This window comes from Rhodanobacter glycinis (assembly GCF_900114325.1).
In the GTDB taxonomy this organism is placed as follows: Bacteria; Pseudomonadota; Gammaproteobacteria; order Xanthomonadales; family Rhodanobacteraceae; genus Rhodanobacter_A; species Rhodanobacter_A glycinis.
In genome coordinates, this window is the sequence record NZ_FOSR01000001.1 from 299,263 (window position 1) to 316,338 (window position 17,076).

The window sequence follows — 17,076 nt, forward strand, 5'->3', positions numbered from 1 at the left end:
GGCACATGGGCGAACAGATCCTCAACCAGCTCATCTGGCCGGTCATCTACATCCTGTGCATCACCATTCCGGTGATTCTCGCGGTGGCGATGTTCGTCTACTGGGAGCGCAAGGTCATCGGCTGGATGCACGTGCGCATGGGGCCGAACAAGATCGGTCCGCTGGGCCTGCTGCAGGCCTTTGCCGACGTGGTCAAGCTGCTGATCAAGGAAGTGATTCTTCCGACCAATGCGAACAAGTTCCTGTACTACCTCGCGCCGATGCTGGCGCTGGTGCCGGCACTCGCTGCCTGGGCGGTGATTCCGTTCAACGACAAGCTGGTGCTCTCCAACGCCAATGCAGGCCTGTTGTACCTGCTGGCGATGACCTCGCTAGGCGTGTACGGCATCATCCTGGCCGGCTGGGCGTCGAACTCGCGTTATGCGCTGCTCGGTGCCATGCGTTCGGCGGCGCAGGTGATCTCCTACGAACTGGCCATGGGCTTGTGCCTGGTGTGCGTGCTGGTGCTGGCCGGTTCGCTGAACCTCACCGACATCGTGCATGCGCAGGCCGGTTCGAAGGGCATCCTCGACTGGTTCTGGCTGCCGCTGTTGCCGGTGTTCGTGGTCTATTTCATCTCCGGCGTGGCCGAGACGAACCGCGCCCCGTTCGACGTGGCGGAGGGTGAGTCGGAAATCGTCGCGGGCTTCCACGTGGAGTATTCCGGTTCGGCGTTCGCGATCTTCTTCCTGGCCGAATACGCCAACATGATCCTGGTGAGCTTTCTTGCCTCGATCCTGTTCCTCGGCGGCTGGCTGAGCCCGTTCCCGGTGACCTGGGGCTTCATTGGCCATGCCAGCTTCTTTTGGCTGTTCATCAAGGCCTTCATGTTCGCCTTCATGTTCCTGTGGTTCCGCGCCACGTTCCCCCGCTATCGCTATGACCAGATCATGCGGCTGGGCTGGAAGGTATTCATTCCCATCGCCATCGTCTGGGTGCTGGTGGCCGGCTGCATGAAGTTCTACGGCATCGCGGGGGCCTGAGAAATCCGATGAAACGCATATTCAACTATTTCAACAGCCTGCTGCTGGCCGAGCTGTTCAAGGGCATGGCGCTGACCATGCGCTACATGTTCAGCCCGAAGTACACGATGCGCTACCCGATGGAGCACATCCCCAAGTCGAACCGTTTCCGCGGCCTGCATGCGTTGCGCCGCTACGCGAATGGCGAGGAGCGCTGCATCGCGTGCAAGTTGTGCGAGGCGGTGTGCCCGGCGCTGGCGATCACCATCGACTCCGCGCCGCGCGAAAGCGATGGCCAGCGTCGTACCACGCGTTATGACATCGATCTGTTCAAGTGCATCTTCTGTGGCTTCTGCGAAGAAAGCTGCCCGGTGGACTCGATCGTCGAAACCAGCATCCACGAGTACCACTTCGAGCATCGTGGTGAGAACGTGGTGACCAAGCCGCAGTTGCTCGCCATTGGCGACCGCTTCGAGGCCGACATTGCTGCAGCCCGCGCTCAAGACGCGGCGTATCGCTGAGGCAGGGCATCATGATCAATCTTCAAGTATTCGAGCTGGTCTGTTTTTACGCCTTTGCCGTGATCACGGTGGGTGCCGCGTTGGCGGTGATCACGCTGCGCAACACGGTGCACGCCGTGCTTGCGCTGGTGCTCACTTTCTTCAGCACCGCCTGCATCTGGATGCTGGCCGAGGCGGAGTTCCTGGCCATCGCGCTGATCGTGGTCTACGTGGGCGCGGTGATGGTGCTGTTCCTGTTCGTGGTGATGATGCTGGACATCGACCAGGAAAAACTGCGCGAGGGCTTCGTGAAGTTCCTGCCGGTGGGCCTGATCGTGGCCGTGGTGATGCTGGTGGAAATGCTGGCGCTGATCGGCGTGCGTGCCATGCATGCGCAAGCGATGGGCGTGAATCCGGCCACGGCGGCGGGGCAGTCCAACACGGCCTGGCTGGGCACCGCGCTGTACACGAATTACCTGCTGCCGTTCGAGATCGCCGCATTGATCCTGACGGTGGGTGTGGTGGTCGCGGTCGCGTTGACCCTGCGCCAGCGTCACAGTGCCAAGTACCAGATGGCCAGCGAGCAGGTCAGCGTGAATCCGCGCGACCGCATCCGCATCGTGAAGATGGACGCCGTGCGTCCCGTCGAACCGGTGGTTGCTGCAGCCCCGGAACAGGAGTCCAAGCCATGATTACGCTTTCGCACTTCATCGTGCTCGGTGCGATTCTGTTCTGCATCGCCGTCGCGGGCCTGTTCATCAACCGCAAGAACGTGATCGTGCTGCTGATGGCGATCGAGCTGATGCTGCTGGCGGTGAACATCAACTTCGTCGCGTTCTCCCGCTTCAACCACGATGTGGCCGGGCAGGTGTTCGTGTTCTTCATTCTCACCGTGGCCGCGGCGGAATCCGCGATCGGCCTGGCGATCCTGGTGCTGCTGTTCCGCAACCGCAGCACGGTCAATGTCGCCGAAATCGACAGCATGAAGGGTTGATCCGATGCCTTTGTCTACATCCATCCTGCTGACGATCGCGCTCGCACCGCTGGTCGGCTGCCTGCTGGCCGGTTTCCTCGGCAAGCAGATCGGTCGGGCCGGCGCGCACTGCGTGACCATCCTCGGCCTGCTGATTTCCTGCGGCCTCTCGTTCTACGTGCTTTACCAGATCGGGTTTGCCGGCGCACCGGCCTACAACCACAACCTGTACACCTGGTTCGAGATCGGTCACCTGAATGCCAGCGTCGGCTTCATGATCGACCGGCTGACCGCGATGATGATGGTGGTGGTGACCTTCGTGTCGCTGCTGGTGCACATCTACACCATCGGTTACATGGCCGACGACGACGGTTACCAGCGCTTCTTCAGCTACATTTCGCTGTTCACCTTCTCGATGCTGATGCTGGTGATGTCGAACAACTTCCTGCAGCTGTTCTTCGGCTGGGAAGCGGTGGGCCTGGTGTCGTACCTGCTGATCGGCTTCTGGTACAAGAAGCCCACGGCGATCTTCGCCAACCTCAAGGCGTTCCTGGTCAACCGCGTGGGCGACTTCGGCTTCCTGCTGGGCATTGCTGCCGTGCTGTATTTCATGGGCACGCTGGACTACGCCACCGCGTTCGCCGCGGCACCGACGCTGGTCGGCAAGACGCTGGCAATTACCCAGGGCACGCATTGGGATGCGGCCACGGTGATCTGCATCCTGCTGTTCATCGGTGCCATGGGCAAGTCGGCACAGGTGCCGCTGCACGTGTGGCTGCCGGACTCGATGGAAGGCCCGACGCCGATTTCCGCGTTGATCCACGCGGCCACGATGGTGACCGCCGGCATCTTCATGGTCGCGCGCATGTCGCCGTTCTTCGAGCTGTCGACCACCGCGCTGAGCTTCGTGCTGGTGATCGGTGCCACCGGTGCGCTGTTCACCGGCATGATCGGCATCGTGCAGAACGACATCAAGCGCGTGATCGCGTATTCCACGCTGTCGCAGCTGGGTTACATGACCGTGGCGCTGGGCGTGTCGGTGTACGCCGGTGCGGTGTTCCACCTGATGACGCATGCGTTCTTCAAGGCGCTGCTGTTCCTCGGCGCGGGTTCGGTCATCATCGCCATGCACCATGAGCAGGACATGCGCTACATGGGCGGCCTGCGCAAGTACATGCCGATCACCTGGATCACCATGTGGGTGGGCTCGCTGGCGTTGTGCGCGGTGCCGTTCTTCTCCGGTTTCTATTCGAAGGACGCGATCATTGAGGCGGTGGGCGAATCGCACCGCTGGGGCGCGAGTTATGCCTACTTCTGCGTGGTCGCCGGTGCGTTCGTCACCGCGCTGTACACGTTCCGCCAGATGTACCTGACCTTCCACGGCAAGGAACGCTTCACCGTCGTCGAGCATCATGGACACGGTCACCACGACGACCACGGCCACCATGAGCCTGGCGTCCTTGCGCACGCGCCGAAAGAATCGCCGTGGGTGGTAACGCTGCCGCTGATCCTGCTGGCGATCCCGTCGGCGCTGGTCGGTTTCTTCACGGTCAAGCCGTTGCTGTTCGGTCACTGGTTCGGCAGCGCCATCCACGTGAATCCGGCCAACGACATCCTCGGCGAGATGGGTGAGCACTTCCACGGTGCGCTCGCCATGGCGCTGGACGGTTTCATCAGCCTGCCGTTCGGTCTGGTCGTGCTGGCCTTTGCCATCACCACGTACATCTATCTGTTCAATCCGGCGATGGCCGACAAGGTCAAGAGCCTGCTGAAGCCGTTGTGGACGGTGCTCGATCGCAAGTACTGGGTCGACAACGTGTACTACGCGCTGTTCGCCACGGGAAGCCAGAAACTTGGCCGCCTGTTCTGGAAGGCGGGCGATACCGCCGTGGTCGACGGCGTGATGGTCAATGGTTCGGCAGCGACGGTTCGACGTATCGCCGCCGGTACGCGCCGGTTGCAATCCGGTTACCTGTATCACTACGCCTTCGCGATGATTGTCGGCCTGATCCTGCTGCTAGGCGGGTACTGGCTGATCGGGCAATAAGGGAAGCGAGCACACATGTTCAATCACTTGCTCAGCCTGCTGATCTGGCTACCCATCATCGGCGCGGTGCCGGTGCTGCTGGCCGGTTCCGGCCGGCCCAACGCGGCGCGCTGGCTCGCTCTGCTGTTCATGGTGCTCACCTTCGTGGTGAGCCTGTTCCTGCTGCCGCAATACAACGCCACGGCGGGCGGCATGCAGCTGGTCGAAAGCCATGTCTGGATCGCCTCGCTCGGGGTGCACTACGGCTTGGCCGTGGACGGCATCTCGGTAGCGCTGATCGTGCTCACCACGATCGTCGGCATCCTGGTGGTGGTCGGCGCGTGGGAGGTCATCAAGGTCAACACGCACCAGTACATGGCCGCCATGCTGGTGCTCGAAGGCCTGATGATCGGCGTGTTCTGCGCCACCGACGCGTTGCTGTTCTACGTGTTCTTCGAGGCCATGCTGATCCCGATGTTCATCCTCATCGGTGTCTGGGGTGGCCCGCGGCGCGTCTATGCCACGCTGAAGTTCTTCATCTACACGTTCCTCGGCTCGGTCTTCATGCTGATCGCGCTGATGTATCTGTATGAGCGCTCGGGCACGTTCGACATGCACGTGTGGGCGTCGTTGCCGCTGACGATGAAGGAACAGACCTGGCTGTTCTTCGGCTTCCTGATCGCCTTCGCGATCAAGGTGCCGATGGTGCCGGTGCACACATGGTTGCCGGATGCTCACGTGGAGGCGCCAACCGGCGGCTCGGTGGTGCTGGCTGCAGTGATGCTGAAGGTCGGTACCTACGGCATGCTGCGCTTCATCCTGCCGATCGTGCCGGACGCGGGTGAGCATTTCACCTGGCTGATCGTCGTGCTCAGCCTGATCGCGATCATCTACATCGGTTACGTGGCGCTGGTGCAGGAGGACATGAAGAAACTCGTGGCCTACTCGTCGATCGCGCACATGGGCTTCGTCACGCTGGGCATCTTCATCGCCTTCATGCTGATTCGCCACGACGGCAACGTCGACGCGGCGCGCCTGGGCATGCAGGGTGCGATGGTGCAGATGATCTCGCACGGTTTCGTCTCCGGCGCCATGTTTACCTGCATCGGCGTGATGTACGACCGCCTGCATACGCGCCTGATCAAGGATTACGGTGGCCTGATCAACGTGATGCCCTGGTTCGGCTTCTTCTACGTGCTGTTCGCGATGGCCAACTGCGGCCTGCCGGGCACCAGCGGTTTCGTCGGCGAGTTCATGGTGATCCTGGCCAGCTTCAGTGCGAATCCGTGGATCGGCCTGTTCGCCGCCTTCACCCTGATCATCGGCGCGGGTTACACACTGTGGCTGGTCAAGCGGGTGCTGTGGGGGCAGATCACCAACCCGCACGTGGCCGAAATGAAAGAGATCAATGGTCGCGAGACCTTCGTGCTGGCCGCCTTTGCCGCACTGGTGCTGTTCATCGGTATCTGGCCCGAGCCGCTGGTCCATCTGATGGACAGCTCGGTGACGCAACTGGTGCAGCAGCTCGCCGTCCACAAGATTTAAGCGGAAACACAGCCAATGCCGACTTTCAACGACATCCTTGTCCTGCTGCCGGAGTTCTATCTGGTAGCTGCGGCGTGCCTTCTGCTGCTGCTGGACGCCTTCATGAAGCCGGAGCAGCGCGGCGTGCTGCACTGGATCTCCATCGCCGTGTTGCTGGTGGCGATCTACCTGGTCATCGCCGGCCAGCCACCGGAAACGGTCACCGCGTTCGGCGGCATGTTCGTCCGTGATCGCGCGGCCGAGATACTCAAGGTGTTCTCGCTGTTGAGCGTGGTGCTGGTATTCATCTACTCGCGCCCGTACCTGGTCGACCGCAAGCTGTTCCAGGGCGAGTTCTACACGGTGATGATCTTCGCGGTGATCGGCGTGATGCTGCTGGTCTCGGCCGGCAACCTGGTGATGATCTACCTGGGCCTGGAACTGCTGACGCTGTCCTCGTATGGCCTGGTGGCGCTGAATCGCGATTCGCCGTTGTCGTCCGAAGCGGCAATGAAGTACTTCGTGCTGGGTGCGTTGTCCTCAGGCATGCTGCTGTACGGCATGTCGATGGTGTACGGTGCCGCCGGTACGCTCGACCTTGCCGCCTTGCACGGTGCCACCGCCCATGCCGGCATGCCGCACCTGATGCTGTTTGGCCTGATCTTCATGCTGGTGGGTATCGCCTTCAAGCTGGGTGCCGCGCCGTTCCACATGTGGATTCCCGACGTCTACCAGGGCGCTTCCACCCCGGTCACCACGTTCATTGCCTCGGCTTCCAAGCTGGCCGCGTTCGGCATGGCATACCGCCTGCTCGAAGGCGGCATGGCTGACCTGGCGCATTACTGGCAACCGATGCTGGCCGTGATCGCGGTGCTGTCGATGGCGATCGGCAATCTGGTCGCCATCGTGCAGACCAACCTCAAGCGCATGCTGGCGTACTCGACCATTTCGCACATGGGTTACCTGATCATCGGCCTGGTCAATGCCGGGCCGGAGGGTTACTCCGCCGCGATGTTCTACGCGATCAGCTACGCGCTGATGGCCACCGCCGCCTTCGGTGTGATCCTGGCGCTGGCGCGTGCCGGTTTCGAGTGCGAGGAGATCGACGACTTCAAGGGCCTGAACCAGCGTTCGCCGTGGATGGCTTTCCTGATGATGCTGGCGATGTTCTCGCTGGCTGGCGTGCCGCCGCTGTACGGCTTCTTCGCGAAGTACCTGGTGCTGCAGGCTGCCATCGATGCGCACATGTTGTGGCTGGCCATCGTCGGTGTGGTGTTCGCCATCATCGGCCTGTACTACTACCTGCGCGTAGTGAAGATGATGTACTTCGACAAGGCCGAAGAGGGCGTGCTGACGAAGTTGCAGCCGGATGCCACGTTGCGCGTCGTGCTGTCGCTGAATGCGCTGGTGCTGGTGGCGCTGGGCATCTACTGGGGACCGCTGCTGGGCTGGTGCAAGCAAGCGTTCGTCGGTTGAGTTTCACGCCGCGATGCGCGGCAAGCAGCAAGAAAGTTTGATGATAAGGCTTGCAAGAAACCGGCCATCTCGTTAGACTTTGCGGACTCTGATGCGGGGTGGAGCAGTCTGGCAGCTCGTCGGGCTCATAACCCGAAGGTCGCAGGTTCGAATCCTGCCCCCGCTACCAGGTCTTTCTTGGACAAGAAAGCCTCCTTAGTGAGGCTTTTTTGTTGGGCGCAAGGATGCGTCGTGTTGTTTGGCTGGCCCGCAGGGCGCCGCAACGCCGGAAAGATGCTGGAGGAGTCGGGACATCGGCGAGATAGGGAAATGGGCCGCTTGAGCCCATTTTTTGTTTCTGGCGACAGCTGACATACAGATCCCACGACGGGCAATACATGGATACACAAGCACTCGCGCAACGCTTTACCGACGTCCTGGGTGATCTGGGCCTGGAATGCATCGGTGTGGAGTTCACCCCGGCGCAAGGGCAGAGTACCCTGCGCGTTTATCTGGACGTGCTTGATCAGACCACGGAGGGCCGCGAGGTCACTCTGGACGATTGCGAAGCAGCCAGCCGCGAGTTGTCGGCGCTGCTCGACGTTGAAGATCCGGTTCCGGGGCATTACGTACTGGAAGTGTCTTCGCCGGGGCTTGATCGCCCGCTGTTCAGCGCGGGGCAGTTCGCGAAGGTGGTGGGGCAGGAAGTGAAGATTCTGCTGAAAGCGCCGATCGACGGGCGTCGCCGGCTTCGTGGCAAGGTGGTGTCGGTGGAAGGCGAGCAGATTGCGCTGGAGGCCGAAGGCAAAGCATTCGGCTTCGAGCATGCCGCGGTGGAAAGTGCACGCGTGGTGCCCGACTGGGCCGGTCTCGGCTACGTGCCGCAGCCCAAGCGTGGCGGCAGCACGCGAAGCAAGAAGAAAGCCGGCAAGTGAATTGAGGCAAGTGAATTGAATGGTGCGGCCATGGACAGGCCGCTTTTTGATCCCAAGCATTCATGGACGGATGCCAAAGTTAACGAGCGGGCGCCGGGTGGTGTCTACGGAGTTGCTGCAATGAGCAAAGAGCTTTTGCTGGTGGTTGACGCGGTTGCCAACGAAAAGGGCGTGCCGCGCGAAGTGATCTTCGAAGCGCTGGAAGCCGCATTGGCTTCTGCGGCGAAGAAGCGCTATCCGGAGGAAGATCCGGACATCCACGTCTCGATCGACCGCGACACCGGCGATTACGAGACCTTCCGTCGTTGGGAAATCATCGCCGACGATGGCGAGATGGAGTCCCCGTTCTACCAGCTGCGCCTGATGGATGCGCTGGACGAACGTGAGGGCGCCGAGGTCGGCGAATACATCGAGACGCAGATCGAGAACGCCGAGTTCGGCCGCATTGCCGCGCAGGCCGCCAAGCAGGTGATCGTGCAGCGCGTGCGCGAAGCCGAGCGCCAGCAGGTGGTCGATGCATACGTCGACCGCGTTGGCGAACTGATCACCGGTATCGTCAAGCGCGTCGAGCGCGGCAACGTGTACCTGGACCTGGGTTCCAATGCCGAGGCCTTCATCCCGCGCGACAAGACCATTCCGCGCGAGTCGGCCCGCGTCGGCGATCGCGTGCGCGGCTATCTTTTTGAAGTGCGTTCGGAAGTGCGCGGCCCGCAGTTGTTCGTCTCGCGCGCAGCCCCCGAATTCATGATGGAGCTGTTCAAGCTCGAAGTGCCGGAAGTCGGCCAGGGTTTGGTGGAGATCAAGGGCTGTGCCCGCGATCCGGGCGACCGCGCCAAGATCGCCGTGCTGGCCCACGACACCCGCACCGATCCCATCGGCGCGTGCATCGGCATGCGCGGTTCGCGCGTGCAGGCGGTGTCCAACGAGCTCAACGGCGAACGCGTCGACATCATCCTGTGGCACGAGAACCAGGCCCAGTTCGTCATCAATGCGATGGCGCCGGCCGAAGTGCAGTCCATCATCATGGACGAGGAAAAGCACTCGATGGACATCGCCGTGGCCGAGGACAAGCTCTCGCAGGCGATCGGTCGTGGTGGCCAGAACGTGCGTCTCGCCAGCAAGCTCACCGGCTGGCAGCTCAACGTGATGACGCAGGACCAGGTCACCGCCAAGAGCGAGGCCGAGCAGGACGCGGCACGCCAGTTGTTCATGGACAAGCTGGAAGTGGACCAGGAGATCGCCATCATCCTGGTGCAGGAAGGTTTCTCCAGCGTTGAGGAAATCGCCTACGTGCCCAGCGCCGAGCTGCTCGCCGTGGAAGGCTTCGACGAGGACATCGTCGAGGAGCTGCGTGCGCGTGCGCGTGATGCGCTGCTCACCGAGGCCCTGGCGGTGGAAGAGGATATCGACGAGCACCAGCCGAGCGAAGAGCTGCTGGCCCTCGACGGCATGGATGAGACGACGGCCTTTGCCCTGGCCGCTCGCGGCGTGGTCACGATGGATGATCTGGCCGACCTTGCGGTCGACGACCTGATCGATATCGAGGGCATGGACGAGGAGCGGGCTGCGGCACTGATCATGGCGGCGCGAGCCCCGATGATCGCTGAACTGGAGAAGGGCGGCTAACCGCGAAACGGCAGCACCCTGGATGGGTGCGCCGAGGGAAGCTCAGGCAGCTTCCCGCCATGGATGGAGGTGGACGTGCAGGCAAGGCCGCACGGACGATAAGCGCGGGAACGGCGGAGAAAGCACACGATGTCGGATGTCACGATCAAACAACTCGCCCAGGTACTGGGCATGCCGGTAGACAAGCTGCTTGGACAGCTTGGCGAGGCCGGCATGAAATTCTCCGATCCGGAGCAAGTCGTCAGCAGCACTGAAAAGGTGAAGCTGCTTGGTTTTCTGCGTCGCACGCACGGCAAGGGCGAAGCCGTGGCCGAGGTCGAGGACAGCTCGCCGCGCCAGATCACCCTGAAGCGACGCAAGGTCAGCGAACTCAAGGTTGCCACGCCAGGCGGCCGCGGCGCGGCCAGCAGCGCCAAGACGGTGAACGTGGAAGTGCGCGCCAAGCGCACCTACGTCAAGCGCAGCGTGATTGCCGAGGAAGCCAGCGCCGAGCCCGAGCGCGAAGAGGCCGTGCGCAAGCTGGCCGAATCGCAGCAGCAGCGCGAACAGGAAGAAAGCGCGCGTGCCGAGGCCGAACATCGCCGCGAGGAAGAAGCGCAGCAGCGCGCACTCGACGAGCAGCACAAGGCCGAGGAAGCGGCACGCATTGCCCGTGAGCAACAGGCTGCGGCACACGCCGAGTCCGCGGCAGAGCAGGCCGAGGCTGTGAAGCCCGCTGCCGAAGATGCACCCGCGAGCCCGGTGGCGGCCGAGCCCAAACCTGAAACGAAGGCCGAGCCCGCTGCCGAGCCGTCCGCTTCCGAATCGACAGCCGCAGGTTCTGGCGGCACCACCGATCACAGCAGCTTTGGCATGATCGTTCCGCGTATTCACGAGCCGCGCAAGCGCGAGAAGAAAGTGGTTGCTCCGGCGCCGGCCCCAGCTCCCGCACCGGCCCCGGCGGCTCCTGCCGCCGACGCCGCTCGTGGTGGCAAGGCGCGCCACGGGCGCGATCGCGACGACACCCCGGGCGGCAAGCGCTTCGCCAGTGGCGAGTTGCATCTGTCCGCCGCCGACCGCGCGCGTCGTTCCAGCCGCCGTGGCAAGCCCGGGCGTGGCGCGAGCCGCGATGCATCGCGTGGCAGCACGGCGTCCGGCCCGCACGGTTTCACCCGACCCACGGCTGCGGTTGTGCGCGAAGTGATGGTGGGCGACGCCAACGTGGTCGCCGAACTGGCGCAGAAGATGGCGGTCAAGGGTTCCGAGGTGGTCAAGGCCCTGTTCAAGATGGGCGTGATGGCCACCATCAACCAGACCATCGATCACGACACTGCGGTGCTGGTGATCGAAGAACTTGGCCATACGCCGGTTGATGCCAGCGCCAATGACGCCGAGGCTGCTCTGGCTGCCCATACCCAGAGTGTCGAACTGGATGGCGAGAAGAGCACCCGTCCGCCGGTGGTCACCATCATGGGCCACGTCGACCACGGCAAGACCTCGCTGCTCGATTACATTCGCCGTACCAAGGTGGCTTCGGGTGAGGCCGGTGGCATCACCCAGCACATCGGCGCCTATCACGTGGATACGCCCAAGGGCGTGATCACTTTCCTGGATACCCCGGGCCATGCCGCGTTCACCGCGATGCGTGCCCGTGGCGCGCAGTCCACCGACATCGTGGTGCTGGTGGTGGCCGCCGATGACGGCGTGATGCCGCAGACGGCCGAAGCCGTGAAGCATGCGCGGGCGGCGAAGGTGCCGCTGATCGTGGCGTTGAACAAGATGGACAAGGACGACGCCAATCCCGACCACGTCAAGCAGGGCCTGGCCAACCTGGAAGTGATCCCGGAAGACTGGGGTGGCGACACCATGTTCGTGCCGGTGTCGGCCAAGACCGGCATGGGCGTCGAGGATCTGCTCGAAGCGATCACGGTGCAGGCCGAGGTGATGGAGTTGACCGCGGTGGTCGACGGTCCGGCCTCGGGCGTGGTGATCGAATCCAGCCTCGACAAGGGGCGCGGCCCGGTGGCTACCGTGCTGGTGCAGCAGGGCACGCTCAAGCGCGGCGACTTCGTGGTTTGCGGCATCGAATACGGCCGCATGCGCGCGCTGGTCGACGAGACCGGCAAGACCGTGCAGGAAGCCGGTCCGTCGATTCCGGTGCAGGTGCTCGGCTTGTCCGGCGTGCCCGAGGCGGGTGACGATTTCGTCGCCGTGGCCGATGAGCGGCTGGCTCGCCAGGTGGCGGAAGAGCGTCATCAGAAGCGTCGCGAGACACGCCTGGTCAGCAAGGCCAACCGTCTCGAGGACATCATTGCGCAGATGGGCCAGGGCAACGAGCAGCAGACGCTCAATATCCTGGTCAAGGCCGACGTGCAAGGTTCGGTGCAGGCACTGCGCGAGTCGCTGAGCGCGATCGGCAACGACAACGTGAAGGTCAACGTGATCGCTGCCGGCGTCGGCGGCATTACCGAGTCCGATGCGACCCTGGCGGCCGCTTCCAAGGCGCTGGTGATCGGCTTCAACGTGCGTGCCGATGCCTCGGCGCGCAAGGTGATCGATACGGCCGGCCTCGACGTGCGCTACTTCTCGATCATCTACGACGTGATCGACCAGGTGAAACAGGCGGCCTCCGGCTTGCTTGGCGTGGAGATCCGCGAGGAGATCATCGGCATCGCCCAGGTGCGCGAGGTGTTCCGCAGCTCCAAGTTCGGCGCGGTGGCCGGTTGCATGGTGACCGAGGGTCACGTCAAGCGCAGCAAGCCGATTCGCGTGTTGCGCGACAACACCGTGGTCTTCGAGGGCGAGCTGGAATCGCTGCGCCGCTTCAAGGATCTGGTGGACGAAGTGCGCAACGGCATGGAATGCGGTATCGCCGTGAAGCAATACAACGACGTCAAGGCCGGCGACCAGATCGAATGCTTCGAACGCATCGAAGTGGCTCGCACGCTGTAAAGCCGGGAGAGAGGAGCGAGAAGTGAGGAGTGAGAGTTTGCTCCCCACGCTCTTCTCTCACTTCTCTCTCCTCTTGACTCACTCCTGGTTTTTGCCATGCCCTCCCGCGATTTCAAACGTACCGACCGCGTAGGCGCCGAACTGCGCCGCGAACTGGGCCTGCTGGTCCACGCGGCCGTGCGCGACCATGGGCTGTCCTCATGCAGCGTGTCGGACGTGGAGGTCACCCGCGACCTTGACTGGGCCACGGTATGGGTGACCGCCTTGCTGCCCGACCAATCGCTGGAATTGGTGAAGGCGCTGAACGGCATGTCCGGCGAATTCCGTCGCTCGTTGTCGCGCAGCATGCGTTTGCGTCGGGTGCCCGAGCTGCGTTTCAAGTACGACGATTCGGTGGACAAGGGCGAGCGCATCGACGCGTTGCTGCGTGAAGGTGCTGCCGGCCATGCACAGGATGAAGGCGACGCCTGAGCGCGTGTTGCCCTGTCGTTTTCCGTGAGCAAGCATCGTCACCGCATCCGTTTTCGCCATCTGCACGGCATCATGCTGCTCGACAAGCCGGCAGAAGTCAGTTCCAGCCAGGCCTTGCAAACCGTGCGCCTCCTGCTGCGCGCGGCCAAGGGAGGGCATGCCGGCGCGCTCGACCCGTTGGCTACCGGCTTACTGCCGCTGTGTTTCGGCGAGGCTACCAAGCTGGCCCACAACCTGCTGGGGTCGCGCAAGGCCTACCTGGCCGAATGCAGCCTCGGCGTCACCACCACCACGGGCGATCGGGAAGGCGAGATCGTCTCCTGCTGCGACGTGCCGGAATTCAGCGACGAACAGTTGGAGGCCGTCCTGGCCCGGTTCCGCGGGCGTATCGTTCAGGTTCCCCCGGTGTATTCGGCGCTCAAGCAGGATGGCGAACGGCTGTATGTGAAGGCGCGGCGCGGTGATGCCGTCGAGGTGCCGCCACGCGAGGTGGATGTGTTCAGCCTGGAGTGCCGGGAACGCTCGGCCCATACTCTGAAGCTGTACGTGGAATGTGGTTCAGGTACCTATATCCGCAGCCTGGCCACCGATCTGGGCGAGGCACTGGGCTGCGGCGCCCACCTGGCCTCGTTGCACCGGCTGTGGGTGGAACCGTTCCATGAACCGGCCATGGTGACGCTGGATCAGCTGCAGGAAGCGGCGGAGCAGGGCGATGCCGCCTTGCTGCGCTGGCTGTTGCCCATCGAGGCGGGCTTGGCGGGTTTGCCGATGCTGCGGCTGGATGCGGCGCAGAGTCTGGCGGTGACGCAGGGGCGCCAGATCGTGCTGGAACACCCCGCGGAGCCGGGAAAATGTGCGCTGCAGGCCGACGATGGTCGCCTGCTGGCACTGGTCGAACGGGACGACAGTGGCCGGATCAGCATCCTGCGCGGGTTCAATCTGCCGCCTCCTTGACCCGGGAACATCATTGCAGGCCCTGCGGTCTTGTTGCCGTGCACCTGCTCTAGCTACAATACGTTGCTTGCACCATATCGTTTCATTCAACTGACGAAGCTTGCGCAACGCCATCGCGCGGTGATGTTGCGCAAGCTTCGTATTCGCTTTCGAGGAAAGGTAACCATGTCTCTCACCGCAGAACAGACCGGCAAGATCCTTGCTGATTACGGCCGCGTGCCGAACGATACCGGGTCGCCGGAAGTGCAGGTCGCCCTGCTGTCCGCCCGCATCGAACATCTCACCGAGCATTTCAAGACGCACAAGCAGGATCATCACTCGCGTCGCGGCCTGCTGCAGCTGGTCAACCGTCGCAAGAGCCTGCTCTCCTACCTGAAGGATCGTGACCTGGCTCGCTATCAGAGCCTGATCGAGCGTCTCGGCCTGCGTCGTTAATCGGAAAGGACATCATAAAGTGGCAAAAGTAACCAAGTCATTCCAGTACGGTAATCACGAAGTCACACTGGAGACGGGCGAAATTGCCCGCCAGGCGTCCGGTGCGGTCATGGCCAGCATGGGCGGTACCGTGGTGCTGGTCACCGCAGTGGCTGCGGCCAAGCAGAAGGAAGGCCAGGATTTCTTCCCGCTCACCGTCGACTACGTCGAGAAGTTCTATTCCGCCGGTCGCATCCCCGGTGGCTTCTTCAAGCGCGAAGGCCGCCCGACCGAGAAGGAGACGCTGACCTCGCGTCTGATCGATCGTCCGGTGCGCCCGCTGTTCCCGGATGACTTCAAGAACGAAGTGCAGGTGATCGCCCAGGTCGTCTCGCTGAATCCTGAAGTCGACGGCGACATCGTGGCTCTGCTTGGTGCCTCCGCCGCGCTGAGCCTGGCCGGTATCCCGTTCAAGGGCCCGATCGGCGCCGCGCGCGTGGGTTACGCCAATGGCCAGTACCTGCTGAATCCATCGGCCACCGAGCTGAAGACCTCCGAGCTGGACCTGGTCGTCGCCGGTACCGCCGGCGCCGTGCTGATGGTGGAATCCGAAGCCAAGCTGCTGTCCGAGGACGTGATGCTCGGCGCGGTGATGTTCGGTCACCAGCAGATGCAGACCGCCATCCGCGCGATCGCCGAGCTGGCCACCGAGGCCGGCAAGCCGTCGTGGGACTGGAAGGCGCCGGCTCGTGACGAGTCGCTGGTTGCCGCCGTCAAGGGTGCGGTCGGCGATCAGCTGGCCGCGGCGTTCTCGGTCCGCGACAAGCTGGAGCGTCGCGACGCGATCTCCGCGATCAAGGCCGACGTGCTGGCCGGTCTCAAGGCACAGGCTGAAGAGAAGGGCTGGGCCACCGCTGCGATGGCGAAGGAATTCGAGGAGCTCGAATACCACACCATGCGCGACAGCGTGCTGAAGACCAAGGTCCGCATCGACGGTCGCCAGCTGGACGACGTGCGCGCGATCACCGCCCGTGTCGGCGTGCTGCCGCGCACCCACGGCTCGGCGCTGTTCACCCGTGGCGAAACCCAGGCGCTGGTCATGATCACGCTGGGCACCACGCGTGACGCGCAGATCATCGACGCCCCCGGTGGCGAGTCGAAGGATCCGTTCCTGTTCCATTACAACTTCCCTCCGTTCTCGGTGGGCGAGGCCGGTCGTTTCGGTGCGCCGAAGCGTCGCGAAATCGGTCATGGTCGCCTGGCCAAGCGCGGCGTGCAGGCCGTCAAGCCGAGCATCGAGGAGTTCCCGTACGTGGTGCGCGTGGTCTCGGAAATCACCGAGTCCAACGGTTCCTCGTCGATGGCTTCGGTGTGCGGTTCCTCGCTGGCGATGATGGATGCCGGCGTGCCGCTGAAGGCGCCGGTGGCCGGTATCGCCATGGGCCTGGTCAAGGAAGGCAACGACTTCGTCGTGCTGTCCGACATCCTGGGCGACGAGGATCACCTCGGCGACATGGACTTCAAGGTGGCCGGTAGTGCCGATGGCATCTCCGCGCTGCAGATGGACATCAAGATCGACGGCATCACCGAAGAGATCATGAAGGTCGCACTGGCCCAGGCCAAGCAGGGTCGCCTGCACATCCTCGGCGAAATGGCCAAGGCATTGACCGAAGCCCGTACCGAGATGAGCGAGTTCGCTCCGCGCCTGATCACCATCAAGATCCACCCGGACAAGATCCGCGAAGTGATCGGCAAGGGTGGTGCCACGATCCGTTCGATCACCGAGGAAACCGGCACCACCATCGACATCAGCGACGACGGCACCGTCATCGTCGGTTCGGTGAATCGTGAGGCGGGCGAAGCGGCGAAGAAGCGTATCGAGCAGATCGTTTCCGACGTCGAGCCGGGCCGCATCTACGAGGGCAAGGTCGCCAAGCTGATGGACTTCGGTGCGTTCGTCACGATCATGCCGGGCAAGGATGGTCTGGTCCACGTGTCGCAGATTTCCAACGAGCGCGTCGAGAAGGTTTCCGACAAGCTCAAGGAAGGCCAGATCGTCAAGGTCAAGGTGCTGGAAGTGGACAAGCAGGGCCGTATCCGCCTGTCCATGAAGGCCGTCGAAGAGGACGAGGGCGCCAACGCCTGAGTCATGCCGCCGCCTGGTGCGGCGACAGCGTCTTCCGCAAGGCCCGGTCATGCCGGGCCTTGCGCGTTTCTGCGGGCAGGCTTTTGCTACGATGGACGCAAGTGAATCAAGGAGGCCGAC

At 63.1% G+C, this 17,076-nt stretch carries 14 protein-coding genes and 1 tRNA gene; all 15 read left to right on the forward strand.

Translation table 11 applies throughout. From position 1 onward, the window contains the following. The first annotated feature begins 5 nt into the window (after positions 1 to 5). Positions 6 to 1,022: an NADH-quinone oxidoreductase subunit NuoH gene (gene nuoH / locus BMY90_RS01420; protein ID WP_008217050.1), complete on the forward strand. Its 1,017-nt coding sequence runs from the start codon at positions 6 to 8 to the stop codon at positions 1,020 to 1,022. Positions 1,023 to 1,030: 8 nt separating this feature from the next. Beyond that, positions 1,031 to 1,522 (forward strand): NADH-quinone oxidoreductase subunit NuoI, encoded by a 492-nt coding sequence (gene nuoI, locus BMY90_RS01425; RefSeq protein WP_008217047.1) that lies wholly within the window; start codon positions 1,031 to 1,033, stop codon positions 1,520 to 1,522. Between the two features lie 11 nt (positions 1,523 to 1,533). Beyond that, positions 1,534 to 2,193, forward strand: coding sequence for an NADH-quinone oxidoreductase subunit J (locus BMY90_RS01430; protein WP_008217046.1), 660 nt, complete (start codon positions 1,534 to 1,536; stop codon positions 2,191 to 2,193). After that, positions 2,190 to 2,495, forward strand: a complete 306-nt coding sequence (nuoK, locus tag BMY90_RS01435; protein WP_008217043.1) for an NADH-quinone oxidoreductase subunit NuoK — start codon at positions 2,190 to 2,192, stop codon at positions 2,493 to 2,495. The genes BMY90_RS01430 and nuoK overlap by 4 nt, the downstream gene beginning before the upstream one ends. Positions 2,496 to 2,499: 4 nt before the next feature. Then, on the forward strand, positions 2,500 to 4,521 hold the full coding sequence (gene nuoL / locus BMY90_RS01440; protein ID WP_008217040.1) for an NADH-quinone oxidoreductase subunit L: 2,022 nt from the start codon (positions 2,500 to 2,502) through the stop codon (positions 4,519 to 4,521). 15 nt (positions 4,522 to 4,536) lie between these two features. Beyond that, positions 4,537 to 6,045 (forward strand): NADH-quinone oxidoreductase subunit M, encoded by a 1,509-nt coding sequence (locus BMY90_RS01445; protein ID WP_008217037.1) that lies wholly within the window; start codon positions 4,537 to 4,539, stop codon positions 6,043 to 6,045. A gap of 15 nt (positions 6,046 to 6,060) precedes the next feature. After that, positions 6,061 to 7,500 carry an NADH-quinone oxidoreductase subunit NuoN gene (nuoN, locus tag BMY90_RS01450; RefSeq protein ID WP_092700673.1) on the forward strand — a complete coding sequence of 480 codons (1,440 nt, stop codon included), beginning with the start codon at positions 6,061 to 6,063 and terminating at the stop codon, positions 7,498 to 7,500. Between the two features lie 92 nt (positions 7,501 to 7,592). Beyond that, positions 7,593 to 7,669 (forward strand) — tRNA-Met (locus BMY90_RS01455). 208 nt (positions 7,670 to 7,877) lie between these two features. Further along, a complete protein-coding gene (locus BMY90_RS01460; RefSeq protein WP_008217033.1) occupies positions 7,878 to 8,414 on the forward strand; it encodes a ribosome maturation factor RimP in 537 nt (178 codons plus the stop codon). A 120-nt stretch (positions 8,415 to 8,534) separates the two neighbouring features. Beyond that, positions 8,535 to 10,040, forward strand: coding sequence for a transcription termination factor NusA (nusA, locus tag BMY90_RS01465; RefSeq protein ID WP_092700675.1), 1,506 nt, complete (start codon positions 8,535 to 8,537; stop codon positions 10,038 to 10,040). A gap of 129 nt (positions 10,041 to 10,169) precedes the next feature. Beyond that, positions 10,170 to 12,971, forward strand: a complete 2,802-nt coding sequence (gene infB / locus BMY90_RS01470) for a translation initiation factor IF-2 (RefSeq protein ID WP_092700678.1) — start codon at positions 10,170 to 10,172, stop codon at positions 12,969 to 12,971. Between the two features lie 96 nt (positions 12,972 to 13,067). Continuing rightward, on the forward strand, positions 13,068 to 13,442 hold the full coding sequence (rbfA, locus tag BMY90_RS01475; protein ID WP_008211791.1) for a 30S ribosome-binding factor RbfA: 375 nt from the start codon (positions 13,068 to 13,070) through the stop codon (positions 13,440 to 13,442). 72 nt (positions 13,443 to 13,514) lie between these two features. Continuing rightward, on the forward strand, positions 13,515 to 14,396 hold the full coding sequence (gene truB / locus BMY90_RS01480) for a tRNA pseudouridine(55) synthase TruB (protein ID WP_092701069.1): 882 nt from the start codon (positions 13,515 to 13,517) through the stop codon (positions 14,394 to 14,396). A gap of 165 nt (positions 14,397 to 14,561) precedes the next feature. Then, positions 14,562 to 14,831 (forward strand): 30S ribosomal protein S15, encoded by a 270-nt coding sequence (rpsO, locus tag BMY90_RS01485; protein WP_008211788.1) that lies wholly within the window; start codon positions 14,562 to 14,564, stop codon positions 14,829 to 14,831. Between the two features lie 19 nt (positions 14,832 to 14,850). Continuing rightward, positions 14,851 to 16,956 carry a polyribonucleotide nucleotidyltransferase gene (gene pnp / locus BMY90_RS01490; protein ID WP_008211786.1) on the forward strand — a complete coding sequence of 702 codons (2,106 nt, stop codon included), beginning with the start codon at positions 14,851 to 14,853 and terminating at the stop codon, positions 16,954 to 16,956. Positions 16,957 to 17,076 lie beyond the last annotated feature (120 nt).

What these genes read in the sequence shown, in the direction of transcription:
- nuoH (WP_008217050.1), top strand. Translation starts at nt 6, where the DNA reads ATGGGCGAACAGATCCTCAACCAGCTCATCTGGCCGGTCATCTACATC.
- nuoI (WP_008217047.1), top strand. Translation starts at nt 1,031, where the DNA reads ATGAAACGCATATTCAACTATTTCAACAGCCTGCTGCTGGCCGAGCTG.
- BMY90_RS01430 (WP_008217046.1), top strand. Translation starts at nt 1,534, where the DNA reads ATGATCAATCTTCAAGTATTCGAGCTGGTCTGTTTTTACGCCTTTGCC.
- nuoK (WP_008217043.1), top strand. Translation starts at nt 2,190, where the DNA reads ATGATTACGCTTTCGCACTTCATCGTGCTCGGTGCGATTCTGTTCTGC.
- nuoL (WP_008217040.1), top strand. Translation starts at nt 2,500, where the DNA reads ATGCCTTTGTCTACATCCATCCTGCTGACGATCGCGCTCGCACCGCTG.
- BMY90_RS01445 (WP_008217037.1), top strand. Translation starts at nt 4,537, where the DNA reads ATGTTCAATCACTTGCTCAGCCTGCTGATCTGGCTACCCATCATCGGC.
- nuoN (WP_092700673.1), top strand. Translation starts at nt 6,061, where the DNA reads ATGCCGACTTTCAACGACATCCTTGTCCTGCTGCCGGAGTTCTATCTG.
- BMY90_RS01460 (WP_008217033.1), top strand. Translation starts at nt 7,878, where the DNA reads ATGGATACACAAGCACTCGCGCAACGCTTTACCGACGTCCTGGGTGAT.
- nusA (WP_092700675.1), top strand. Translation starts at nt 8,535, where the DNA reads ATGAGCAAAGAGCTTTTGCTGGTGGTTGACGCGGTTGCCAACGAAAAG.
- infB (WP_092700678.1), top strand. Translation starts at nt 10,170, where the DNA reads ATGTCGGATGTCACGATCAAACAACTCGCCCAGGTACTGGGCATGCCG.
- rbfA (WP_008211791.1), top strand. Translation starts at nt 13,068, where the DNA reads ATGCCCTCCCGCGATTTCAAACGTACCGACCGCGTAGGCGCCGAACTG.
- truB (WP_092701069.1), top strand. Translation starts at nt 13,515, where the DNA reads ATGCTGCTCGACAAGCCGGCAGAAGTCAGTTCCAGCCAGGCCTTGCAA.
- rpsO (WP_008211788.1), top strand. Translation starts at nt 14,562, where the DNA reads ATGTCTCTCACCGCAGAACAGACCGGCAAGATCCTTGCTGATTACGGC.